Origin of the sequence: Pantoea phytostimulans, from assembly GCF_046118715.1 — a bacterium.
Classification (GTDB): Bacteria; Pseudomonadota; Gammaproteobacteria; order Enterobacterales; family Enterobacteriaceae; genus Pantoea; species Pantoea phytostimulans.
Genome location: NZ_CP173698.1, coordinates 3094750 through 3116093 on the forward strand (window position 1 = coordinate 3094750; position 21344 = coordinate 3116093).

22 protein-coding genes are annotated in these 21344 nt (G+C 49.5%); 15 read left to right on the top strand and 7 right to left on the bottom strand.

All coding sequences use genetic code 11. From position 1 onward, the window contains the following. Positions 1 to 15: 15 nt before the first annotated feature. Entirely contained in the window at positions 16 to 750 is a 735-nt protein-coding gene (phoU, locus tag ACF2G4_RS14480) for a phosphate signaling complex protein PhoU (protein WP_215848091.1), read from the top strand. Between the two features lie 97 nt (positions 751 to 847). Further along, positions 848 to 2086 (top strand): MFS transporter, encoded by a 1239-nt coding sequence (locus ACF2G4_RS14485; protein WP_409075028.1) that lies wholly within the window; start codon positions 848 to 850, stop codon positions 2084 to 2086. Positions 2087 to 2169: 83 nt separating this feature from the next. Here the strand turns inward: ACF2G4_RS14485 and xylB are convergent, their stop codons facing one another. After that, positions 2170 to 3612 (bottom strand): xylulokinase, encoded by a 1443-nt coding sequence (gene xylB / locus ACF2G4_RS14490; protein WP_409075029.1) that lies wholly within the window; start codon positions 3610 to 3612, stop codon positions 2170 to 2172. 438 nt (positions 3613 to 4050) lie between these two features. Between xylB and ACF2G4_RS14495 the strand changes: the two genes are divergently transcribed. Genes ACF2G4_RS14495 through ACF2G4_RS14510 form a run of 4 tightly spaced genes read left to right on the top strand, consistent with a single transcriptional unit; the run spans position 4051 to position 7586 of the window. Continuing rightward, positions 4051 to 5217 carry a tyrosine-type recombinase/integrase gene (locus tag ACF2G4_RS14495; protein ID WP_409075030.1) on the top strand — a complete coding sequence of 389 codons (1167 nt, stop codon included), beginning with the start codon at positions 4051 to 4053 and terminating at the stop codon, positions 5215 to 5217. 9 nt (positions 5218 to 5226) lie between these two features. Continuing rightward, the gene (locus tag ACF2G4_RS14500) at positions 5227 to 5421 is read left to right on the top strand and encodes a hypothetical protein (RefSeq protein WP_409075031.1); all 195 of its coding nucleotides are present in this window, start codon (positions 5227 to 5229) and stop codon (positions 5419 to 5421) included. Next, entirely contained in the window at positions 5405 to 6082 is a 678-nt protein-coding gene (locus tag ACF2G4_RS14505; RefSeq protein WP_409075032.1) for a hypothetical protein, read from the top strand. Before ACF2G4_RS14500 ends, ACF2G4_RS14505 begins: the two co-directional genes overlap by 17 nt. A 1-nt stretch (position 6083) precedes the next feature. Continuing rightward, positions 6084 to 7586: a retron St85 family RNA-directed DNA polymerase gene (locus ACF2G4_RS14510; protein WP_409075033.1), complete on the top strand. Its 1503-nt coding sequence runs from the start codon at positions 6084 to 6086 to the stop codon at positions 7584 to 7586. 223 nt (positions 7587 to 7809) lie between these two features. Here ACF2G4_RS14510 and ACF2G4_RS14515 read toward each other — a convergent pair whose 3' ends face one another. Together ACF2G4_RS14515 and ACF2G4_RS14520 are read right to left on the bottom strand one after the other, a co-directional pair. Next, on the bottom strand, positions 7810 to 8085 hold the full coding sequence (locus tag ACF2G4_RS14515; protein WP_409075034.1) for an ogr/Delta-like zinc finger family protein: 276 nt from the start codon (positions 8083 to 8085) through the stop codon (positions 7810 to 7812). Between the two features lie 79 nt (positions 8086 to 8164). Further along, the gene (locus ACF2G4_RS14520; RefSeq protein ID WP_409075035.1) at positions 8165 to 8902 is read right to left on the bottom strand and encodes a septation initiation protein; all 738 of its coding nucleotides are present in this window, start codon (positions 8900 to 8902) and stop codon (positions 8165 to 8167) included. A gap of 541 nt (positions 8903 to 9443) precedes the next feature. Here ACF2G4_RS14520 and ACF2G4_RS14525 point away from each other — a divergent pair. From ACF2G4_RS14525 to ACF2G4_RS14565, 9 genes are all read left to right on the top strand, one after another. After that, positions 9444 to 9710, top strand: coding sequence for a helix-turn-helix transcriptional regulator (locus tag ACF2G4_RS14525; protein WP_409075036.1), 267 nt, complete (start codon positions 9444 to 9446; stop codon positions 9708 to 9710). Continuing rightward, positions 9707 to 9925 carry a hypothetical protein gene (locus ACF2G4_RS14530; protein ID WP_409075037.1) on the top strand — a complete coding sequence of 73 codons (219 nt, stop codon included), beginning with the start codon at positions 9707 to 9709 and terminating at the stop codon, positions 9923 to 9925. Before ACF2G4_RS14525 ends, ACF2G4_RS14530 begins: the two co-directional genes overlap by 4 nt. A gap of 5 nt (positions 9926 to 9930) precedes the next feature. Next, positions 9931 to 10470, top strand: coding sequence for a host cell division inhibitor Icd-like protein (locus tag ACF2G4_RS14535; protein ID WP_409075038.1), 540 nt, complete (start codon positions 9931 to 9933; stop codon positions 10468 to 10470). Beyond that, positions 10467 to 10691, top strand: coding sequence for a hypothetical protein (locus tag ACF2G4_RS14540; RefSeq protein WP_409075039.1), 225 nt, complete (start codon positions 10467 to 10469; stop codon positions 10689 to 10691). Before ACF2G4_RS14535 ends, ACF2G4_RS14540 begins: the two co-directional genes overlap by 4 nt. Beyond that, positions 10688 to 11011: a DUF5375 family protein gene (locus ACF2G4_RS14545; RefSeq protein ID WP_409075040.1), complete on the top strand. Its 324-nt coding sequence runs from the start codon at positions 10688 to 10690 to the stop codon at positions 11009 to 11011. Before ACF2G4_RS14540 ends, ACF2G4_RS14545 begins: the two co-directional genes overlap by 4 nt. Positions 11012 to 11025: 14 nt before the next feature. Continuing rightward, on the top strand, positions 11026 to 13362 hold the full coding sequence (locus ACF2G4_RS14550) for a phage/plasmid primase, P4 family (protein ID WP_409075041.1): 2337 nt from the start codon (positions 11026 to 11028) through the stop codon (positions 13360 to 13362). A gap of 253 nt (positions 13363 to 13615) precedes the next feature. Further along, positions 13616 to 14473, top strand: a complete 858-nt coding sequence (locus ACF2G4_RS14555; protein ID WP_409075042.1) for a hypothetical protein — start codon at positions 13616 to 13618, stop codon at positions 14471 to 14473. Continuing rightward, positions 14460 to 14852 (top strand): hypothetical protein, encoded by a 393-nt coding sequence (locus tag ACF2G4_RS14560; protein ID WP_409075043.1) that lies wholly within the window; start codon positions 14460 to 14462, stop codon positions 14850 to 14852. Before ACF2G4_RS14555 ends, ACF2G4_RS14560 begins: the two co-directional genes overlap by 14 nt. 658 nt (positions 14853 to 15510) lie before the next feature. Beyond that, positions 15511 to 16959 (top strand): sugar porter family MFS transporter, encoded by a 1449-nt coding sequence (locus ACF2G4_RS14565; RefSeq protein ID WP_243079807.1) that lies wholly within the window; start codon positions 15511 to 15513, stop codon positions 16957 to 16959. Positions 16960 to 17005: 46 nt separating this feature from the next. On the opposite strand, the gene ACF2G4_RS14570 is transcribed toward ACF2G4_RS14565, so the two are convergent. The 4 genes from ACF2G4_RS14570 to dnaT all read right to left on the bottom strand — a co-directional run bounded on the left by ACF2G4_RS14570 (position 17006) and on the right by dnaT (position 21252). Next, the gene (locus ACF2G4_RS14570) at positions 17006 to 18139 is read right to left on the bottom strand and encodes an ROK family protein (RefSeq protein ID WP_215848089.1); all 1134 of its coding nucleotides are present in this window, start codon (positions 18137 to 18139) and stop codon (positions 17006 to 17008) included. Between the two features lie 128 nt (positions 18140 to 18267). Beyond that, entirely contained in the window at positions 18268 to 19791 is a 1524-nt protein-coding gene (locus tag ACF2G4_RS14575) for a sodium:solute symporter family protein (RefSeq protein ID WP_409075044.1), read from the bottom strand. A gap of 184 nt (positions 19792 to 19975) precedes the next feature. Beyond that, a complete protein-coding gene (gene dnaC, locus ACF2G4_RS14580; protein WP_215848088.1) occupies positions 19976 to 20716 on the bottom strand; it encodes a DNA replication protein DnaC in 741 nt (246 codons plus the stop codon). Then, the gene (gene dnaT / locus ACF2G4_RS14585; protein WP_409075045.1) at positions 20716 to 21252 is read right to left on the bottom strand and encodes a primosomal protein DnaT; all 537 of its coding nucleotides are present in this window, start codon (positions 21250 to 21252) and stop codon (positions 20716 to 20718) included. The genes dnaC and dnaT overlap by 1 nt, the downstream gene beginning before the upstream one ends. Between the last annotated feature and the right edge of the window lie 92 nt (positions 21253 to 21344).

Here is a 21344-nt window from a genome sequence, read left to right on the forward strand (position 1 = left end):
TGTCAGGAGATTGCCATGGACAATTTGAATCTGAATAAACATATCTCCGGGCAGTTCAATGCGGAGCTGGAACACATTCGTACCCAAGTGATGATCATGGGCGGCATGGTCGAGCAGCAGCTGACGGATGCGATTACCGCGATGCACAATCTGGACGGCGAACTGGCACAGCGCGTCATCGACGGTGACCAAAAGGTCAACATGATGGAAGTGGAGATTGATGAAGCCTGCGTGCGCATCATCGCCAAACGTCAGCCAACCGCCATCGATCTGCGCTTGGTGATGGCGATCATCAAAACGATTTCTGAGCTGGAGCGCATCGGTGATGTGGCTGAGAAAATCAGCCGCACCGCGCTGGAAAAGTTTGGTCAACAGCATATGCCGCTGTTGGTGAGCCTGGAATCATTGGGCCGCCACACGGTGCAGATGCTGCATGATGTGCTGGATGCCTTTGCGCGTATGGATCTTAACGAAGCGATTGAAATCTATCGTGAAGACAAGAAAGTCGATAAAGAGTACGAAGGCATTGTGCGTCAGTTAATGACTTACATGATGGAAGATCCGCGCACTATCCCAAGCGTATTGACCGCCCTGTTCTGCGCTCGAGCCATTGAACGCATCGGGGACCGCTGTCAGAACATCTGTGAAATCATCTTCTACTTCGTTAAAGGTCAGGATTTCCGCCATGTTGGCGGTGACCGGTTAGATGAACTGCTTTCCGGTGACGACGGCAGCAATAAACCTTCCTGATGTGATTTAATCCGTGCGTTGTTCTGACGCACGGGTTTCCTGTTGCCCCCCTCACTCCTTTATACTTGCGGCACTTTCCCCTTTTAGGTGCCAATTGATGTCTTCTTCTCCCCACTCCAGGCAGAGCGCCACGCCTGCTAAAGCCATGCTGGCTGCCGTTAGTGGTTACGCCATGGACGGATTTGATCTGCTGATCCTTGGTTTTATGTTGCCCGCCATTAGCGTGTCACTGGCGCTTGATCCGTCACAAGCGGGGTCGTTAGTGACCTGGACATTGATCGGCGCAGTTATCGGCGGCATCGTGTTTGGCAATCTCAGCGACCGCTTTGGCCGCATTCGTATGCTGACCATCACCATCTTGGTTTTTTCGGTGTTTACCGGCCTGTGCGCAGTCGCGCAAGGTTACTGGGATTTGTTGGCTTATCGCACGCTGGCTGGCGTGGGATTAGGGGGCGAATTCGGTATTGGCATGGCGTTAATTGCTGAAGCCTGGCCTGAAGAGAAGCGCAATCGCGCATCAGCGTGGGTGGGCATCGGTTGGCAGCTTGGCGTATTGCTGGCTGCGTTTATCACGCCACCGTTATTGAGCGTGATCGGCTGGCGCGGCATGTTCCTGGTTGGTTTGCTGCCTGCGATTGTTTCCTTTGCCATTCGCCGCAGCATGGGCGAACCGGAAGGTTACACGCAGCAGGTAAAGCACGTTCCTTCCTTGTCTTTTGTGGCGCGACTCAAACTGTTGGTTCGCGATCGTGATACCACAAAAGCCAGCCTCGGCATCTTCATTCTTTGCTCAGTACAGAACTTCGGTTATTACGGTTTGATGATCTGGATGCCAAGCTATCTCTCCTCCAACTTTGGCTTTAGCCTGACCAAATCGGGCTTGTGGACGGCAGTTACCGTGGTCGGCATGACATTTGGTATTTGGCTGTTTGGCGTGTTGGCGGATCGCTTTGCGCGCTGGAAGATTTTTTTGCTGTATCAGTTTGGTGCGGTGGCGATGGTCATCATCTATGCGCAACTGCGCGATCCCACCGTGATGCTGTTTACCGGTGCGCTGATGGGCATGTTTGTGAATGGCATGATTGGCGGCTATGGCGCGCTGATTTCTGACACCTTCCCACCACAGGCGCGCGCCACAGCGCAGAACGTATTGTTCAACCTCGGACGCGGCGTTGGCGGCTTTGGCCCAGTAGTGATCGGCCTGTTGGCGAGTAAGTTCTCTTTCGTTGCAGCGATTACCTTGCTGGCGCTGATTTATCTGCTGGATATCCTCGCCACGCTATTTTTACTGCCGAAAAAGCAGAGCAAGGAAGATGCGCTAGGTGCAATTGGTTAAGTTTGGCTAGGCGCGCTGGCCCCATCCCGGCCTTCCCCCACAAAGCGGGGGAAGGCGATGCTGCTCCATCACTGGCTTCTTCCTCACGCCATTAAAGGCTGTAACTGCTGATACAACCGGCTAAACGTCTCGCGCATTGGCTGATAACGGGCAAAGCGTTCCGCATCAGGCTGATGGCGCTGAACCAGCACCAATGTAGAGGCCTTAGCATCAGGATCGACCGCCAACTGCGCCAAACGTGCCGCGCCCAATGCAGGCCCCACGTCGCCGCCGTGACAATAATCCAGCGTCTGTCCGCTGATATCTGCCAACATTTGCCGCCACATTGCGCTGCGTGCGCCACCGCCGATCAGCATAATACTCTCTGGCGTGACGCCACAGTCATGCACGGCATCCATGCCTTGCGCTAACGCGAACCCCACGCCTTCCAACACGGCACGCGCGAGTTCAGCCCGACCATGCTGGTGGGTGAAACCAAAGAAACAGCCTTTAGCTTCAGGATTGTTATGCGGCGTGCGCTCGCCAGAAAGATAAGGCAAAAACCACAGCGGTGACACATCCGTTTTGGCCTGTTCCGCTTCGTTTAATAATTGCGAAACGTCTTCACAACCGGTTAGCGCGGCGGCCCAATTGAGACATGACGCCGCACTCAAGATCACCGACATCAAATGCCAGCGCTGCGGCAATGCATGACAAAAGCTATGTACCGCCCGTTCGGGATTACTGAGATAGCCGTCGCTCACGACGAAATAGACGCCGGATGTGCCCAGCGACAACATGCCTTGCCCCGGCTCCGCCATGCCCACGCCTATCGCACCGGCGGCATTATCACCACCGCCCGCAGCCAGCGGCACCGCGTTCATCTTCCAGCGTGTCGCGAGTTCAGCATTCAGCGTACCGGTGATCGCGTTTCCTTCAAACAGGCGCGGCATCTGCTCACGCGTCAGATTACAGGCATGAAGCATTTCATCGCTCCAGTCGCGTTGCGCCACATCCAGCCACATCGTGCCCGACGCGTCGGAAAGATCGGTGGCGAAATCGCCACTCAAACGCCAGCGCAGATAATCCTTTGGCAGCAGCACTTTAGCGACCTGGCGAAAAATATCGGGTTCATGCTGCTGTACCCAAAGTAGCTTTGGCGCGGTAAAGCCCGCCATCATTAGGTTACCGGTGATGTGACGTGAATTCGGCACTCTCTCTTCCAGCTCACGACACTGTTCAGCGCTGCGACCGTCATTCCATAAAATGGCAGGGCGCAGCACGCGAGATTCCTTATCCAGCAACGTTGCACCGTGCATTTGTCCACTCAGCCCTATCGCTTTAACGTCGCGCAGAGGATGATCTTTGCTCAGCGCCTGCATTGCGCTGTCTAGCGCTTGCCACCACGCTTCAGGATCTTGCTCGCTCCACAGCGGTTTAGGCCGGGACACGCTGAGTTTTTCCGTTTGACTGGCCAGCACGTTGCTGTGCGCGTCGACTAACACCACCTTGATACCCGACGTGCCGAGATCAATGCCAATGAACATGACCTGCTCCTATTGCGTGGAATGATGACGCGCTCAGTATCTACTGGAATGGCGTAGGCAGGTTGAAACGGTGTGAAGAAATTGATCAAGGTCGCATGCGCGAGCTTTTGCGATGTGATTAACCCCGCCGCGGTATTGTCGGCAATCTGGCGAATGCTATCCCCAGCGGCCTTATCATAAAGACAGATCGTCGTCTCCGGTGAAGCGGCCGGATTTTAAATCGGGTTGGGACCGCCAACGTTCCTGGGCAGGTTCGACTCCTGTGATCTTCCGCCACTACACTTCCGCAGCCTTCCGATAAAATATTAAATTCCTTTTAAAAACAAAACTATTAGCATTCTACCTGTCCGTATGAGTCCTACAGCATCTGCCAGAATCCACGACAAATGTGTATAGTGATGCGTATAAAATTTTTATACACACTTTAGACTTATACACATGGCTCTCACAGACATACAAATTCGACGCGCAAAACCTCAAGAAAAGCCTTACACCCTCAGCGACGGCCTCGGGCTGGCTTTACTCATCAACCCGGATGGCAGCAAAGGCTGGCGCTTTCGCTATCGCTTCAACGACAAAGCTAAGCTGATGTCGTTTGGCTCATACAGTCTCGTTTCACTTGCTGAGGCGAGAGAGAAGCGCGATGTGGCGCGCAAGCAGGTAGCTAATGGCATTGATCCAGTAGAGGAGCGCAAGGCTCAAAAGTTGGCACTTAAAATCTCCACGGAGAACTCGTTCGAAGCCGTTAGCCGTGAATGGCATACGAATAAGGCTGATCGTTGGACGGTGGCCTATCGCGAGGAGATCATTAAGACCTTTGAGCAGGATGTGTTTCCTTTCATCGGCAATCGCCCTATATCGGAAATTAAGCCGCTGGAGCTGCTAGAGGTGCTGCGTCGTATTGAAAGGCGTGGTGCGTTAGAGAAAACGCGTAAGGTACGACAACGCTGCGGCGAGGTGTTTCGTTATGCAATTATTACGGGTAGAGCCGAGTACAACCCAGCGCCTGATTTAGCTGTTGCACTGGCCGTTCCTAAACAAAAGAACCATCCGTATTTATCAGCGGAAGAGTTGCATCATTTTGTTCGCGATCTGGAGGCATATACCGGCAGCATTATTACTAAGAATGCTACAAAGATTGTTATGTTGACGGGTGTAAGAACTCAGGAGATGCGCTTTGCAACTTGGGATGAGGTTGACCTCGAAAAGGGTGTATGGGAAATACCTGCTGAACGAATGAAGATGCGTAGGCCTCATCTTGTGCCGCTTTCTACTCAGGTGATTGGGCTGTTCAGCCAATTGAAACCTATAACAGGGCATTACCCTTACATTTTTATTGGAAGAAATAACCGTAGTAAGCCAATTTCTAAAGAAAGCGTCTCACAGGTGATAGAGCTGCTCGGCTATAAAGGGCGTGCTACTGGTCATGGTTTTCGACATACCATGTCAACAATTCTGCATGAGCAAGGGTTCAACAGTGCTTGGATTGAGATACAGTTGGCTCATGTGGATAAAAATGCTATTAGAGGGACATATAATCATGCTATATATCTAGAAAATAGGCGGATAATGTTACAGTGGTATTCTGATAATTTAATAACCTGAGGTTTTTAAATGACGTGGTTACGTACTAATGTTGAGTGGGTATTCTCTGGTATAGGCGTTTATGTCATATCACTAGTAGTGTTAATTATCACTGCATTAATATTTAGAAAAAAAGTAAAAGCTGGCGTTAAAAAGATCGCTAAAGTTTTTGTTTTCGGGTGGGGAAATACAACAAACATCAATCAAAATGATGAAAAACAATAAAACTGAAAATATTGATCAGAAAATAAAGTCTACTGTTGTTGGGGCAAACAACAAGACAGTTATTGTGCAAGTCAACGTCAATGCCAATAGCCAAGGAGTTGACACAACCGCTATAGAAAACAGGTTAATTGATGAAGTAAGGAATGCTATTAAAGAAGAATTTGTATCGACGGAATACAATATATTACTCTGCTATCCCAACTCAGAAATTAATGATGAATCTACTTTAAAAACAATAAAACACATCAAAGAAAAACTGGATGATATGGGCGCTGTAGTTTATGAGGGTGGAGGTAAAACAGCTTTACCAAAAACCCAAATAACATATCCACATCTGGCGGAATTGGAATTCATAAAAACGATAAAATGTGACACAGTCATAATTTTTGCATTAGATGACATCACGTTATCACAATTAACATTAATTAGTTATTATAAAGTATCAAAAAAAATCCATGCTACAGACATGATAATAATCTCTAACGAAACACTAAAAAATAGCGATGTTTTTTTATCCAACGGTGCGTTCCAATACTGTGATGATAATAACTGCAAGTTATATTCTTTAGACTCCTTAGATGATGCAGGCTTGCAATCTGTGATTTCTCGCATTGAAAATAAAAAAATAATACAACGCCAAGGTGGTTTATTAGGAGATTAATATGGAAGAGTCTACTAATTATAAGTTGCTTATTTGGGGGCTATCTGTTATTCAGCCCGCAACGCCCAATGAAGTTTTAAAATATCTCAGTTCGGCTCTAAACGACAATGGATTACTACCAGAAATTGAAAAAATGACTCAATATTTCGAATCGCTTGAGCAACTTGGTTTTATGATTAAAGTTTCTAAGCGCAATAACCTTTACTCTTTAACACCTAAAGGTAATGAACGATTACCATCAACTCTGAAAAGACTACGTGACAAATTAAGGCTGTTTATGCTTGACAACTGTCATTCCACTAGTAAATTAGTAAGAGTACTGGCCTCTACTGATACAGAGAATATGGGCGGTGATTCGCCGTCTTTACAGTTAAGGCACAATTCAAAAGAGGTTCCGCACCCAAGCCTGCCTTGGGCTGCAGGGGCCCTACCCAGCAGCCCAAGGCAGGCTTGGGTGCGGATCTACGAGCAATTAAAAATTGGTTCGATGTCCAGTGATGAGGCCAGTACTCCAAACACAACGAAAATGTCACCGACTGCTTCTGCTAGTCGATTTGGTTTTTCATTAAATTACTATTCTTTTAATAAAATAGACGATCAAATATTTAATAACGATGGTGTAACTGCTATTGCCTCATGCATTGGTATTTCTCCAGGGTTGATAACGGCCATGATAAAATCGCCAAAAAGATATTATCGAACCTTTGAATTACAAAAAAAATCTGGTGGTTCAAGAACTATCCTCGCTCCAAAAAAATTCATTAAAACTTTACAATACTGGATTAATGATCATTTATTAAATCGTTTAAAAACACACTCTTCCTGTTATTCATATAGAAGTGGCGTAAGCATAAAAGATAATGCCATCAATCATGTCCAAAAGAAATTCGTTGCAAACATTGACATCTCTGATTACTTTGTCTCAATTAATAAAAAAATGGTGAAGGATTGTTTTTACGAAAACAACATACCAGAGCATATTATTAATACCATCTCTGGAATAGTTACTTACAATGATTCCTTACCGCAAGGAGCACCAACCAGTCCTAATATATCAAATGCAGTTCTTTTTGATTTCGATGAAATAATGACTTTTAATGCATTAACCCTTAATAGTGTCTACACTCGTTACTCGGATGACATATCCATTAGCAGTGATAAAAAAGAACACATTGAGTCAATCATAAAAGCTGCGGAATATAATCTGCAATTAAAGGGATTTAGATTAAATGAAAAAAAGAAACGCATTATTTCAAGTAACAACAGGCAAGTTGTTACTGGTATTCTCGTTAATGAATCGATAAGACCTACAAAAGTTTATAGGAAGAAAATTCGTTCGGCATTTGATCACGCCAGTAAAGAACAGGACAATAGCGAAGAAACGATTAACAGACTCAGAGGATACTTCAATTATCTTAAATCTTTTGAACCTTATGGTTTCTCTTTCAATGAAAAAAAGTACAGAGATATCCTACATTTTTTGCTGACCCTTAAACAAGGGTAGCGCGCGCTCGTACCCCCGCCACGCCTGCCCGCTTTGTGTGTCGGTTTTCATGCGCCTGCATGACTGCTCTCAAGTCGCGTCCGATATAGGCTGCGGTGGGATAGTTAGTGTGCAGTGATTCATGCGTTTTCATGCAGCATAGTCATGCACTCTCGCAAGAGATGGCTCGCCAGAGGAAGGGCATTAAAAAACCCGGCATTGTGGCCGGGTGTTTGGGTGAATATCAGACGGGCGATTGCTGCCTGTTTGAGAGCTTGCTCGCCGAACCATAACGATTGAGCGTCTGTGGCTTTTTCGGCGGAGTTTCATCAATTTTGTCCGTCTCGACAGATGATTTATGTGGCTTCATGATGATTTTCTCGACGCTTTCCAATGCGGTAAAGGTACAGGAGCAATCCAGATTTCGGCACTGGTACCAGGTACGTTTCACGCTCGGTGCTTCATAGGCACTGGTGCGCGTATGAGCAACGCAGCCGCATTCAGGACATTTCAGAGCCACGATGTGCCTCCTTTCTGGGTGGTGAGACTGTTCAGCCTCTCACGGTTGCGCTGATGCTGAGTGGACGTAATGCAGATGGTCATTGAGCACGCTCCTGGAGAATGCGATCACGTTGCTTCTCGCGCTTAAAGCGTGCGATGGGGTTTGGTGCGCTATGGATGTCATTGTGAGCCGGTGATGTCGGATACATGCCCGATTCTTTTAGCAGCGCGTCTCCTTCAGCTGATGGTGTCCAGCTCTTAGCTTTAGCGATAATTTCCTTGTTGATGAACTTATTAAACATAGTGGACGCGTCATTTATGCCTTCCATTCCTGATGCGTGAAGACATCTCATTTCATACATGCGCATGCTTAGCGCATTCAGCAGCGCATCACCATGTGATGCCATGAACTGCGACCATACATAACGGGAATGCACCGTTATCAGCGCTTCGTGTGCGTTAACATAGGCATTCGCAAGATCGGCGGTGGTCCAGGGTAAAGTTTCGGTTTCAAATTCGTGAGCACTTAGCAGGCTTTCAAACTCTTCAAGCGTCTCGCGACCAAGCGCAATCTCAATGCGCAGCTTTTTCATCCGCGGTGACATGCTGCCCTTGCTCTCACGAAAGAGCGTGCGCCACTCCTCATTCATTGCTTTAACTTCAGCTTCCGTTTCATCCCGGCGCGTTCTGATGGTCGCGGCGGTTGTTCCGGCTTCATTCTGCTTCTGGCGGGCTGACAACCACGCTGCCTTTGCGATCTTTACTTTTTCAAGCGCCTCCTGCGTTGCGGCAGGTAATGCAGTAATGCCGTCAGTAGTGATATTCATCTCGTTCATGTCGGTTCCTGTCTTTCCGGTTTTGGTAAATCAATTGTGCCGGTGCTGGCACAAGGGGACTACCGGACAGCGTTGTGTCATGGACCAGACAAAATCCCTTCTTCTGGCCAGCCAAGAAAAGGTTTTGCAAGATCTTACCTCACTTAATATTTATATATTTATCCTTCACAACTCTTCACCTAAGACAAAAATATAATAAATACAGTAAATTAAGTGGTGAATAGTTGATAAAAAATACTTCACCCTCTATTCACCACTATTCACCCTTCCAGTTTGCATGATGGAATAACACTTAGAATTTTTTTGAATATGAGTAGGAACCAATATTTCTTTTAGTCATTTGATAAAAACTATTCATCACTATTTGGCAATCATTGACAATCTATGGCAAAGAGTGGCAATCCTATAAAAATCAGAGATGTTTTATGAGCCACTACACCATTTTCACTTGTTGATTCCACACCAAATATTCGCAAAATAAAGAGCTACCCGACACCGGGCGTATCTGTCCGGGTCATTACGGAACCTTAAGAGGTAGCTCATGCACACTGCAATTTCAGCACAAGTATCCGCTCCGGCGGCCCCCATTTTACCCGCACCTTCAGCACTTAATGACCGCTTCCTACGCCTGCCGGAAGTCATTCACGTTACTGGCCTGTCGCGTTCAACAATCTATGACCTTATCAGCCGTAACAATTTCCCGTCGCAGATTACGCTGGGTGGTAAAAACGTCGCTTGGCTCGCCAGTGAAATCAGCATCTGGATGAACAAACGCATTGCCGCGCGCGGCCAGGAGCGTGCAGCATGATTCTGCTCACGATTGGTAGTAAGTCCCACGAACTTTCCGCAGCAGATGCTAAGCAACTGGCGCTGGCAATCGCCTGTGAAGTCGATAAACCGGGGCAGCCACAGCGATTTAACGGGAAAGAGACAAACTTCAGCGTTCAGAGCGCAACGTCTTCAACAGAAAATATTGATACGCAGACGTTCAGTCGTAAAAGCATCGCCCTTACCAACTGCTGAGGCAAATGATGCTGCTTAACCTTCTCCCCGGCTTGCACGCCGGGGCTATTCCCTGGTACAGTAATTTTGCTGTCGCAAAATCGGCAGCCGGGATTGGCGTCCTGAATATAACGTTGGCGACACCAGACGCGCCTTGCGTCTTTTTTTGTGTCTGTGCCTTGATGCACCCATTTTCCGGGCGACGGTTCTGTATCCGTTGTACCGTCCGCGTAATGGTGGCTCAGGCGGGGGCTTCTCACGAAGCGCCGGTTTCCAATGTTGCCGGTTACGCCAACCCCGTCTGGGCTACCACCAGTGAAATTGGCGTTTCCGATGGTAGCTGTACGCTACTAACATTGGAGACTGCCATCATGGCTACGGTCCTTAATTCCCCATACCCTCAGTTTGTATTCGTTTTTGCCGCCGTGCGCCGCTCCGAGCGCCAGCAGCGTATTCACATGCTCCGCACCGTTGCCGCCGATGAGCGCACCGCCCGCCTGACGCTTGCCCGCGACTACGTGCTGTCCTTTGCCGCACGCCTGCCGGCCCGGGAGGTGCGCGTATGAATCACGCCACCATTTCCCACGCCGACCTGGTACGCCTGGAGCACCTGCGCAACGCCGGGCGCTTCGTCAGTGACATGACAGCCTTTCAGGAATGCCACGAGCTGCCGCAGCCCGAACAGCGCGCTCAGCTAGCCTCGCTGGTCTTTCTTATCACCGAGCAGCTGGACGACGTGGTGACGCGCTGCCAGAACAGCTGGATGAACGCGGAGGTTAAACCATGAAAGAACGCACCCTTACCCCCGAGCTGCGCGCCGCGCTGTCCCGTCGCGCCGTCGCCTGCGCCTGGCTGACCGCCTGCTCTGAGCAGCAGCGCTACCCCGGCCTGACGCTGGCGCGCCTTGAGCACGTTATTGAAATCGAGCTGGAGGGCTTTTATCTGCGCCAGCACGGACGCCAGCGCGGTCAGGAAATTGCCTGCGCCCTGCTGGACGACCTGCTGGCCGTCGGGCCGCTAAAGTCAGCCCCGCGCCTGAGCTTTCTTGGTCAGGTAATGATGGATGAGCTGTGCGGGCGCATGACCGGCACGACAGTACTGCACTGAGGGAGAACAGAACAATGAAAACGATCGTATCAGACGCGGCAATCACCGCGCGGGGCCACTGGCCCCGCATCCTGCCCGCTCTGGGCGTGAAGGTAGTCAGGAATCGCCACATGCCCTGCCCGATGTGCCAGGGAACGGATCGTTTCCGCTTCGATGATAAGGACGGGCGCGGCACGTGGATTTGTAACCAGTGTGGCGCCGGTGACGGCATGGACCTCGTGAGAAAGGCACTCAGCATTACGGTGAGCGAGGCCGCCGCCCGCGTTAACGACCTGACCGGCAACCTGCCGCCGGTATCGGCTGAAACCATGACGATGGTGGAGGCGGTGACGGACGAGGCCGTCCGCGCAGCCGCCGTTACGCTGGCGCAGCAGCTGGTCAGTACCGCAAAGGAAACGGCGGGCAACGCCTACCTGTCCCGCAAGGGCTGGCCGGGGCAGTCCAGCCTCACGCTTACAAAGGCGCACAAGGTGGCATTAACCTCCTACCACACCGGTGATTTGATTGTGCCGCTGCACGATATGAGCGGCCAGCTGGTGAACGTGCAGCTGATAAACGCTGACGGTGAGAAGCGCACGCTAAAAGGCGGCCAGGTAAAAGAGGCGTGTCACATTCTCAGCACCGGCAAGCCTGCAAAGCGGATCTGGCTGACCGAGGGCTACTCTACCGGCCTGACAGTGCATAACCTGACCGGCGATGAGGTGTGGGTTGCGCTATCGTCCGCCAACCTCCTTTCTCTGGCTGGCCTTGCGCGCGAAAAGCACGCAACGCTGCAGCTGATGATTGCCGCAGATCGCGACCTGAACGGCGACGGCCAGCGCAAAGGAGGGAAGGCCGCTGGCGCCAGCCATGCCGTCATGGCGCTGCCGCCGGTGTTCGGCGACTGGAACGACGCATTCATGGAGCACGGCGAAGCCGCAACGAAGCAAGCGCTGGCGGAGACCGCTAGGCCCGCCACGGCTAACAGCCCTTTCGACGTCATGAGTGAAGCGGAATTTTCGGCCATGAGCGCCAGCGAAAAAGCCGAGCGCGTGGCGGAACATTATCACCGTGCGCTGGCCGTGGATGCCAGCGGGGAAATCCTGTCGAGCTATAAAGCGGGTGCGTGGAAGGTTATTTCCGGTAAGCAGTTTGAGCGCGACGTGGCAAAGCTGTTCCAGCGCCTGCGTGCTCCGTTCTCGGCGGGCAAGATTTCCGGCGTGGTGGAAACCCTGAAGCTGATGCTGCCACAGCAGGCCGACCCGGCGCGCCGCCTGATTGGCTTTCGCAACGGCGTGCTCGATACAAAAAGCGGCTTATTCAGCCCGCACCGGCGTGAAAATTGGCTGCGCACCGTCAGCGACGTGGACTACACAAGCCCCGTTGAAGGAGAAACGCTGCAAAGCCACGCTCCGAGCTTCTGGCAGTGGCTGGACCGTGCCGCCGGGCGCTGCGCGGAGAAGCGCAACATCATTCTCGCCGCGCTGTTTATGGTGCTGGCGAACCGATACGACTGGCAGCTGTTTCTGGAGGTCACCGGCCCCGGCGGCAGCGGCAAAAGCATAATGGCAGAAACCGCCACCATGCTGGCCGGTGCGGACAACTCGGTTTCTGCGTCTATCGAAACGCTGGAATCATCGCGCGAGCGCGCGGCGGTGATTGGTTATTCTCTTATTCGTTTGCCCGATCAGGAGAAGTGGAGCGGCGACGGCGCGGGCCTCAAGGCCATTACCGGCGGCGATGCGGTGTCCGTCGATCCGAAATACCGGGATGCCTATTCCACGCATATTCCGGCAGTGATACTGGCAGTGAATAACAACCCGATGCGATTCACTGACCGCAGCGGCGGCGTATCACGCCGCCGTGTAATCCTGCACTTTCCTGAAATCATCCCGCCGAACGAGCGTGATCCGCAGCTGAAGGAAAAAATCAGCAGCGAGCTGGCCGTTATCGTACGCCAGCTGATGCAGCAGTTCAGCCAACCGCAGGACGCCAGGGCGTTGCTTCAGTCACAGCAGAACTCAGATGAAGCCATGCGCATCAAGCGCGATGCCGATCCGATGGTGGATTTCTGCGGCTACCTGTTTACTACGCCGGAGCCGAATGCGCTTTATATGGGGAACGCCAGCATCAGGCCACTTCAGCCTAAGCGCTACCTCTACCACGCCTATCTGGCTTACATGGAAGCTAACGGCTACAAGAACCCGCTCAGCATGAAGATGTTTGGCCTGTCGCTTGAGAGCATCTTGAGGGAGTACGGGCATCACTATCTGAAGCGGCGCACAAAGTCAGGGATGCAAACCAACCTCGATCTCACGGAAGAAAGCAGCAGCGACTGGCTGCCAAAGTGTGATGATCCCACCGCGATGTGACTAACCAGAACCGGCGAAAGCCGGTTTTTTTACAGCTATTCATCATCAAAGATGATGAATTTATCTCATCCAACACTTATCAGTCACCACTCAAACCTTTGAAAATTATGATTAAATTTAGATGGTGAACAATGTGAAGGATTTACTATAAAATCATTTTTTCTTGTTTAAACTAGCCGTATTTAGTATCTCTATCATTGACTAATAGTAATAATATTCTTCTTAGAGCCTAATTTTAACGTGGATTATCCTCATGGTAGATGGTGATAAAATGGAAAACGCTGTCGGTATAAAAATTGATTATTTGAAAAACAGGGATAATCCAGAGCAGGTTTTTTCTGCTATGGCTTTATATATTTCCGCATATAAACAATATGGCCAACTTATAGCCCAAGCTTCGAATGATAATATTGAATATGAATTACGCTTACAAGATATTGAGAAAGGTTCTATAAAAGCATTGCTTGGATCTATTGGAAATGGATTTGGCTCTTTTATAACTAAAATGTCATCTGACCTTATGAATGACTTAGTTGAAATTGAGGAAATAATTCTCCCAGAACAAGTCGATGATTTGGCAAAGAAGCAAGAGAGGAGAATGGAGGAAAATACTGGAAATATTTCTTTTTATATAAACAGGGTGGAATTTGCTAAGGTTCTAAAAAACCTATCTGCTGCTAACGAGCTGCTCTACAAGGATGAAAAAGCGGAAATTGAAAGCATTAATCCTAATGATAACAACATTGTACATATTAATACAAGAATGCGATTCTTGGGCGATCCAGATACAATGTTCAATATAAAAAACCCAATGTTTTATCACGGAAGAGATTGCTTAGACATTATAAAACCAGTTAATTTTGGAGACTCACAGTGGCAAGTTAGAAGCAGAACTACCAATAGAACATTTATGGCTTCAATAATGCATAAAGAGTGGTTACGAGCATACCAAAATGGTGAAATTCCTTTAATTACAGCAAGATACTGCATGATTGCTAAAATTTACTACGAAGTAGATCAAAAAAATAAAAAATCTCCAGTTAAAAATGCATTAATTGTTGAAGTATTAAAAGTGGTGCCTAGTAATGAGGATCAAGATGCCTTACTCTAGCCACATTAAGTCATTAATGGCTTCGTATTTATTCATTTTAATGCCATTTACTACACTGATAATCGTAAAAGTTATTGATGGGAAGTGGTTAGATGTCCTGTTGGCAAGTGATTGGTCAATTGTCAGCTTCATAATTTTCGGCCAATCATTAATGTCTTTATCGTCAGCATTAATTTCGAGTTCTAGCAATAAAAAAAGAGAAGGTTGGGAATTACATACAGCAAAAATATTTATTACTGGAATAGCTCCAAGCCTTATAATATATATATTTATGATCAGAACCCCCACACTAACATTAGGTATTTTTCAAATAATTCTTTTTATTTATGCTTCTTATCGCTTCTTTGTAGATGGATTGACAGTGAAAAGACTTTCTTAAATCAAGAAAAAAATCGAAGCAGGCTAAACATGTATATAAATATGTATAGTAAAGAGGGGTTGATGGATACAAACACAATAAAAACATATCATTGCGCAATGATATTGACTCCTGTGATCTCACACGGCTGTTAAGCAATGCACAGCTCCAACGCTTCCAACTCTCTCTTTTTATCTCTCTCCATAATGGAAAAATAATTTCATATTTTTTGGAAAGAAATCAATTCCTGTCTTAATTTCTGTTCTCTCTCACTGCAGATTTTTGAGCCGAACGTCATGAAGTAGTCAAAGCTTGTTTATTATCTGTATGATTTATATAAATAAAAATTTTCATCAAGCATACTGGCTTAGTTTTCTGAAAAGTAAGCGTGTTACTTTCTCAGGGGTTAATCGTTTGTAATCACTGATAGTTTTCTCTTTTTTTGGTTTTATCTGTTTATCCTACTGTTCCTAAAGGCAAAAATTGATAGTTTCCCATCTTTACTATCACGAAATATTCCAACCCCGCTCACACTTTTGGAAAAATTAATCCAAATTTATCGATTTAGAAAATATATTTCATGTGTGCTTTCACTCTGAAGCCGCTAAACCCGAAGACAATAACGACTCCTCTTTCTGAACTGGATACGTTCAGGCAGTAGAGAACAGGAGCTTGAAAGATGGATACCCGGCAAAAACGCTACAACATGAAATACGTCATGCTCTGTTGTACGGTCGCTGCATTTGGCGGCCTGCTTATGGGATATGACTCGTCGATTATTTCCGGTGCAATCGAGCCGCTAAGTGAATATTTTCAGTTATCACCAGCTGAAACCGGTTGGGCTGTGTCAAATATTCTGCTCGGTAGCCTGGTGGGCTGCTTCATTGCGCCAAAACTCAGCGATAAATTTGGCCGAAAAAAATCCCTCGCGATCACCGCGCTGCTGTTTACCGCCTCGGTGGTTGGCACCGCCATCGCGCACAACTTCGTTACCTTTGTCGCTTTCCGCATTCTCGGCGGCCTGGCGATTGGTCTGGCTTCGGTGATTTCTCCCATTTACCTTGCTGAGCTGTCACCCTCAAAGTTTCGTGGTCGCACTACCGCGTTATATGCCGTGTGCTGCGTCGGTGGGCAATCAGTGGTTCTGCTGACCAACTACTTCATCAATAAATCGATGCTGCCAGAAATGATGATTGATATCGGCTGGCGCTACATTCTGGCGACCGCATTAGTGCCCTGTGCGCTGTTTGTCTTCTTTATCGCTTTCATTCCTGAATCCCCTCGCTGGAACGTTCTGAAGGGAAAAGATAAAGAGGCGCTGGATACGCTAAGCAAAATCTCTAATCGCGATCACGCAGAAAGCGTTTTGCAGGAGATTAAAAGCTCGTTCTCCACAGAGGCCGCGAGTCAGCACAAAGCCCGCTTCCGCCTGAATAAAACCACCGTGCCGTTGTTGATTATCGGTATTGGATTAGCGGTGGGTAACCAGATCAGCGGCATTAATGTTATTCAATATTTCGGTCCTACCTTGTTGAAAAACGTCGCAAGCAGCACCGATTCCGCGCTGTTACAAACTTTCTGGCTCTCGGTTTGTCAGTTTGTGGGTGTGCTGATTGGCATGTCATTAATTGATAAAATGGGACGTCGCAAGCTGTTGCTGATTGGGGCCATCACTTCTGCCATCTTCCTGGCGTATACCTTTGTCGCGTTTTATTACCGTTTGCCTGGCTTGCTGGCTGTGGTGGGTTTATTCGCTTACATGGTGTTCTTTGGCATCACGTGGGGACAAGTTGTCTGGACGGTGCTGGGTGAACTTTTCCCAACAGAAATTCGCGCTATCTGCGTGGGCATTTCAATCTGCGCAATGTCGATGGCAAACTTCATCATCAGTACCACGTTCCCGATTATGAACAGCAACCCTTACCTGGTTGAAGTCTTCCATGGCGGCTTCCCGCTGCTGTTGTTCGCAATCTTCTCGGTGGGCATGTATTTCTTCACCTTCCGGTATTTACCTGAAACGGCGGGCGTGCCGCTGGAAAAAATCCATGCGCGCGTGTTGGAGAAATTCAATGTTGAGGCTGAGGAAGGCGTTCTTGTGAATGAACCGGCTAATCAGTCGCGTTCATAAGATGAAAGGGCAGCGAAAGCTGCCCTTTATGTGGAAAATGAATGGATTAACTGACTCGCTGCTCATACTGCTCAAGCACAGCTAGCGCCAATCCATTTGCCGGGTTAAGCCGGGTTTGCAGAAAATGCAGATCGGTATGTTGATAGGTAAAAGCCAATGCGCTGGACTCTGCCACGCCGCTGACTGCCTCGCAAAACCCGAGATGTGCACTCCATGGGCAATCAATCACGATGCTGGCCGGATTAAGCAGCAGCATGATTTGACTCAGCGCCTTACCCAGAAAACTTCCCGCCTGCATCATCACTTCATTCACAATTTTTGGGGCGCTTTCTCGGTTTTGCCAGGTTAAGCCCGGCTGACGTTGAGCCAGCTGTTGTTTTATCGCCGGTTGGCTAATCAGAGCTTCCAGGCAACCTTGTCGGCCACAGCTGCAACGGGGTCCGTTTGGTTGTACGGTTAAATGGCCCGCTTCTCCCGCCGTCCAGCTATTGCCGGTAAAGACTTCACCATCCTGCACTAACGCACCGCCAATACCTTCCGAAATGCGCAGATAGAAGTGGCTGCTTTCTGTCGTCAGCGCAAGTTGCTGCACAGAGAGCAGCGCTGCCGCTTTCACGTTATTCATGACGCGGATAGGCATACGGACATGTTTGCGCAGAGAGGTGAGCAGATCGACATCCTGCCAGCCGAGATGGGTAGAAAGGTGCATCCAGCCGCGTTGCGGATCGACAATGCCGGGAAAGCCCAGCCCGATGCCCAATAAGTCGGGGAATTTATCGCTGATCTCACGACAAACCATTGCCAGTTCAGCCAGCAGTTTAGTGGGATTACTGGTGTCAGTGCGTAGCGTTTCTTCAGCAAGTACCTGTGAAAAATAGTCACAGACGCGCCAGTGAATGGTATTACGCTCTACCATCACGCCAGCACTTTTTAACTTTTCCGGGCGCAGCGTGATTTCAATCTTTGGTCGTCCTGCGGTCGCCACGCTGACCGGGCCTAACTCCTCGATAAGATCCTGTTCCAACAGGTCATCAATGATCAACGAAACCGTGTTTTTACTGAGCGACAGGGTTTGGGCGAGATCCTGGCGTGACGTTACGCGCATCCTGCGCAGTTGCGTCATCACCCGCTTTTGGTTATTTAGCCGCAATAATGCTGGCCCTTTGCCACTGGCTTTCATGACGCATTCACTCAACAGAAGAGAAGAGTTTCAGTGTATCAGCGTCTGTGCATTCGTCACCCCACACTTTCATGCCCTGTTTCACACAACGCCCAATAACCGGCGGCGATCGCCGTGGCATTACACAATTAACGCTCTGGCGAAACGGGGCTTTCCTGTGTCCAGCGCGATTTTTCCGGCATGCCCTGATCGTTATTAAGTGCGTGGAGAAGTGCATCAACTTGTGGATCAACGGGTGAGCGCCGCATCCAGCCCATTACGGTGAACAGCACCAGTGAAGAGAGCACGGGCGCGGCAACCTGCGTGGCGGTACTGACATCGTTCAATACAAACTTCACGTAGAAAAAGGTCGTAACGCCAATGGCCCAACTCGTGATCGCCGCCGCGCTGCCGCTGCGCCGAAACCACGGGAGCAAACCGAGCAGCATAGGGATAGAAATGGGGCCGACCAGGCCACCAAACCAGATAATCAGTAGCGATAAAACGCCGCCAAAGTGGCTGGCATTTATCGCGATAATCAACGTCAGAATAATGAACAGAAACGCGGTGAGACGCGCCACCAGCAAAGAGCTTTTACCGCGCTGGAAAAGGTTCGGCATCATGCCGGGCAGAATATCGCGAGTAACAACGGCGGTGATGGCATTGGCATCAGACGAGGTCATTGAGAGCGTATGTGTAAACATAGCGATCAACACCAAGCCGACTAAGCCATTGGGCAGCAATTCCATAGCCATCAGTGAATAAGCACGCGACGGAGCGGCAAGATCAGGATAGAGCAGTGGAGCAGCCCACATCGGCCAGAACAGCACCAGCGGCCAGATCAGGAAAAGCGCGGATGAAAGCAGGGCAGCTTTACGCGCTTCGCGACCCCCAGAAGCAGCAATAAACCGCTGCGCCAAATTCCAGGTGCCGCCGTTGTAGCTCAGCGTGTAAATAATGAAATAGGCGAAAATAAACCCCAACGTGTAGGGTTCCTGCACGATTTGTGTGTGGCCGACTGGCAAATGATCCCAGATGGACAATAAAGCATGAAAACCGCCCAAATGCAGGGCAACGGCGATGAGCATGACAATCGCCGCCACAAACTGCACGATGAACTGACCAAAATCGTTGCAGGCATCAGCCCACAATCCGCCCATTACGGTATAAAACAGGCTCAGAGCGCCAGAAAGGCAAATTCCGATGATCGGATCAATACCGGTAAATACGTTGATGATGATTGCGATAGCTGCCCATTTGGCGCCGACATCAAAGGTTTTCAGCAGTACGCCGCTCCACGCCAGCACCATCTGCGTTGGCAAATTGTAGCGCGTGACGAGATATTCCATTGGCGATTCAATATTCATGTGGATACGCAAACGCGCCCAACGTGGCGCAAACACCCGTGAGCCAATGAATACTGCGATGGAGATGGGCAAAGCCCACCAGAAATAGAGCGTGATGCCCATGTTATATGCAACGGCGGCATAGGCGACAAAGACGGCGGCGCTGTAGCCAGACATATGATGCGAGACGCCAGAAAGCCACCATGGCATTTTGCCGCCAGCGGTAAAAAAGTCGCGCGTGCTGCCCACTTTCCGCATCGCCCATAGCGTAATGAGTACGATCATCAGGGCATACAGCGCCATTACCGCATAATCAAGCACGTTCATCGCAGATTCCAGAAGGGCTGCCCAACGAACACAGCAGCGTCGTCGGCATTAAGGGATTTATCTCTGGTCAGGATAACAGCGTCCTGGCACGGTTATTGGAAATGGAAGGTGAATCTGTCTGCCCGCTGCACTTTAAAACGGCAGCGGCTGAAATAAAACTGCCCGACGAAGCGGGCAGTAAGATTTAATATTCGTCGCCGCGAACCCGGCTGCGATAGCTTTCCCAGTCGAAGCGCACCCAAAGGCTGTTGCCCAAGCGCATGCGATCCATCACCCTTTCTCCCAGCAAAGTGTTCATACCTGCGTGGTCGAGATTGGACAACATACCGGTAGGACGTTTTGATGAGGATCGACGATCAACAATCTGATTAATAATTACTTTTTCGTAACGCGATTCGCTTTGCATTCCAATTTCATCGATCACCAGCAGATCGACGCTGCTGAGATCCTGAATCAGCCGCTCTTCGGTGATATCGCTGGTGCCGCTAAACGTGCCTTTCATGCTGGACATCAGATCGGCGACCGTTACGATTAACACACTTCTACCGCGTAAAATTAAATCGTTGCCAATAGCTGCGGCTAAATGGTTTTTACCTGTGCCAGGACGGCCGGAAAAAACAAAGCTGGCGATACTGCCGTCAAACTCTGCGCAATATTGTCGCGCCAGTTCGAGCGCTTTACGCTGGCCTTCATTCTCAACGCGATAGTTATCGAATGAGCAATTCATATGCAGTTCGCGAATGCCGGAGCGGCCCATGATGCGCTGCATTTTCATCGCGCGGTTTTCGCGCACAATGGCTTCAGAACGCAAGCGGCCTTGTTCCTGATTCCACGCCAGCAGATCTTCACCACTGGTGAATTTAGGTTGGGTGCCGGCAGGCATCATTTTTTTCAGACGGCTAAAGAGATCGGTCGGCGTTTTCATTACTCACCTCGGAAACCATCGGGAATAGTACGGTCGGGATTGGGCAACTGCGTAATGTCACGCTTAGGCTGCCCGCCGTTAGCGGCGCGATTCATCTGTATACTACGCGCCAGCTTTTGCTGCCACTGAACATGATGGAATAATCGGCCTTCTGCTTGCCAATAGGCGACAAATGCAGCCAGCTCCGAGGCGGTCACCGATTCGCTGAGTGCGACGCCCCAAATTGCGGCTTGGCGTGAAAAATCAGCGTCCGGTTGCCAGCCATCGTACATGGCAAACTTGCCGACCGGCGTATGAATCGCGGCGGGCGCATCGTTAAACAGGCTGTCATCCAGCGCCACGTCATTGGGTTGCTGTATGGCGGCTTCCAGCGCTAAGAGATGCGCCAAACGCTCCGGCGTGATGGCGTACATCACCGGCGCATAATCTTCTAACACCGCCAGCGTGCCTTTGTCAGCCTGTTGAAGGGCGTTAAGTGGATCCTGACGGAAAGCATCCAGGCCAATAAGCGTTGACGTTAAGATTTTGACTGACATGAAGAGACCTGACGTTAGCAAACACGTTGCGCCGGAGAGATGACCTGTCCGACGCAGAAGTGCATATTGTACCTTTTTTAACGCGCAGAATC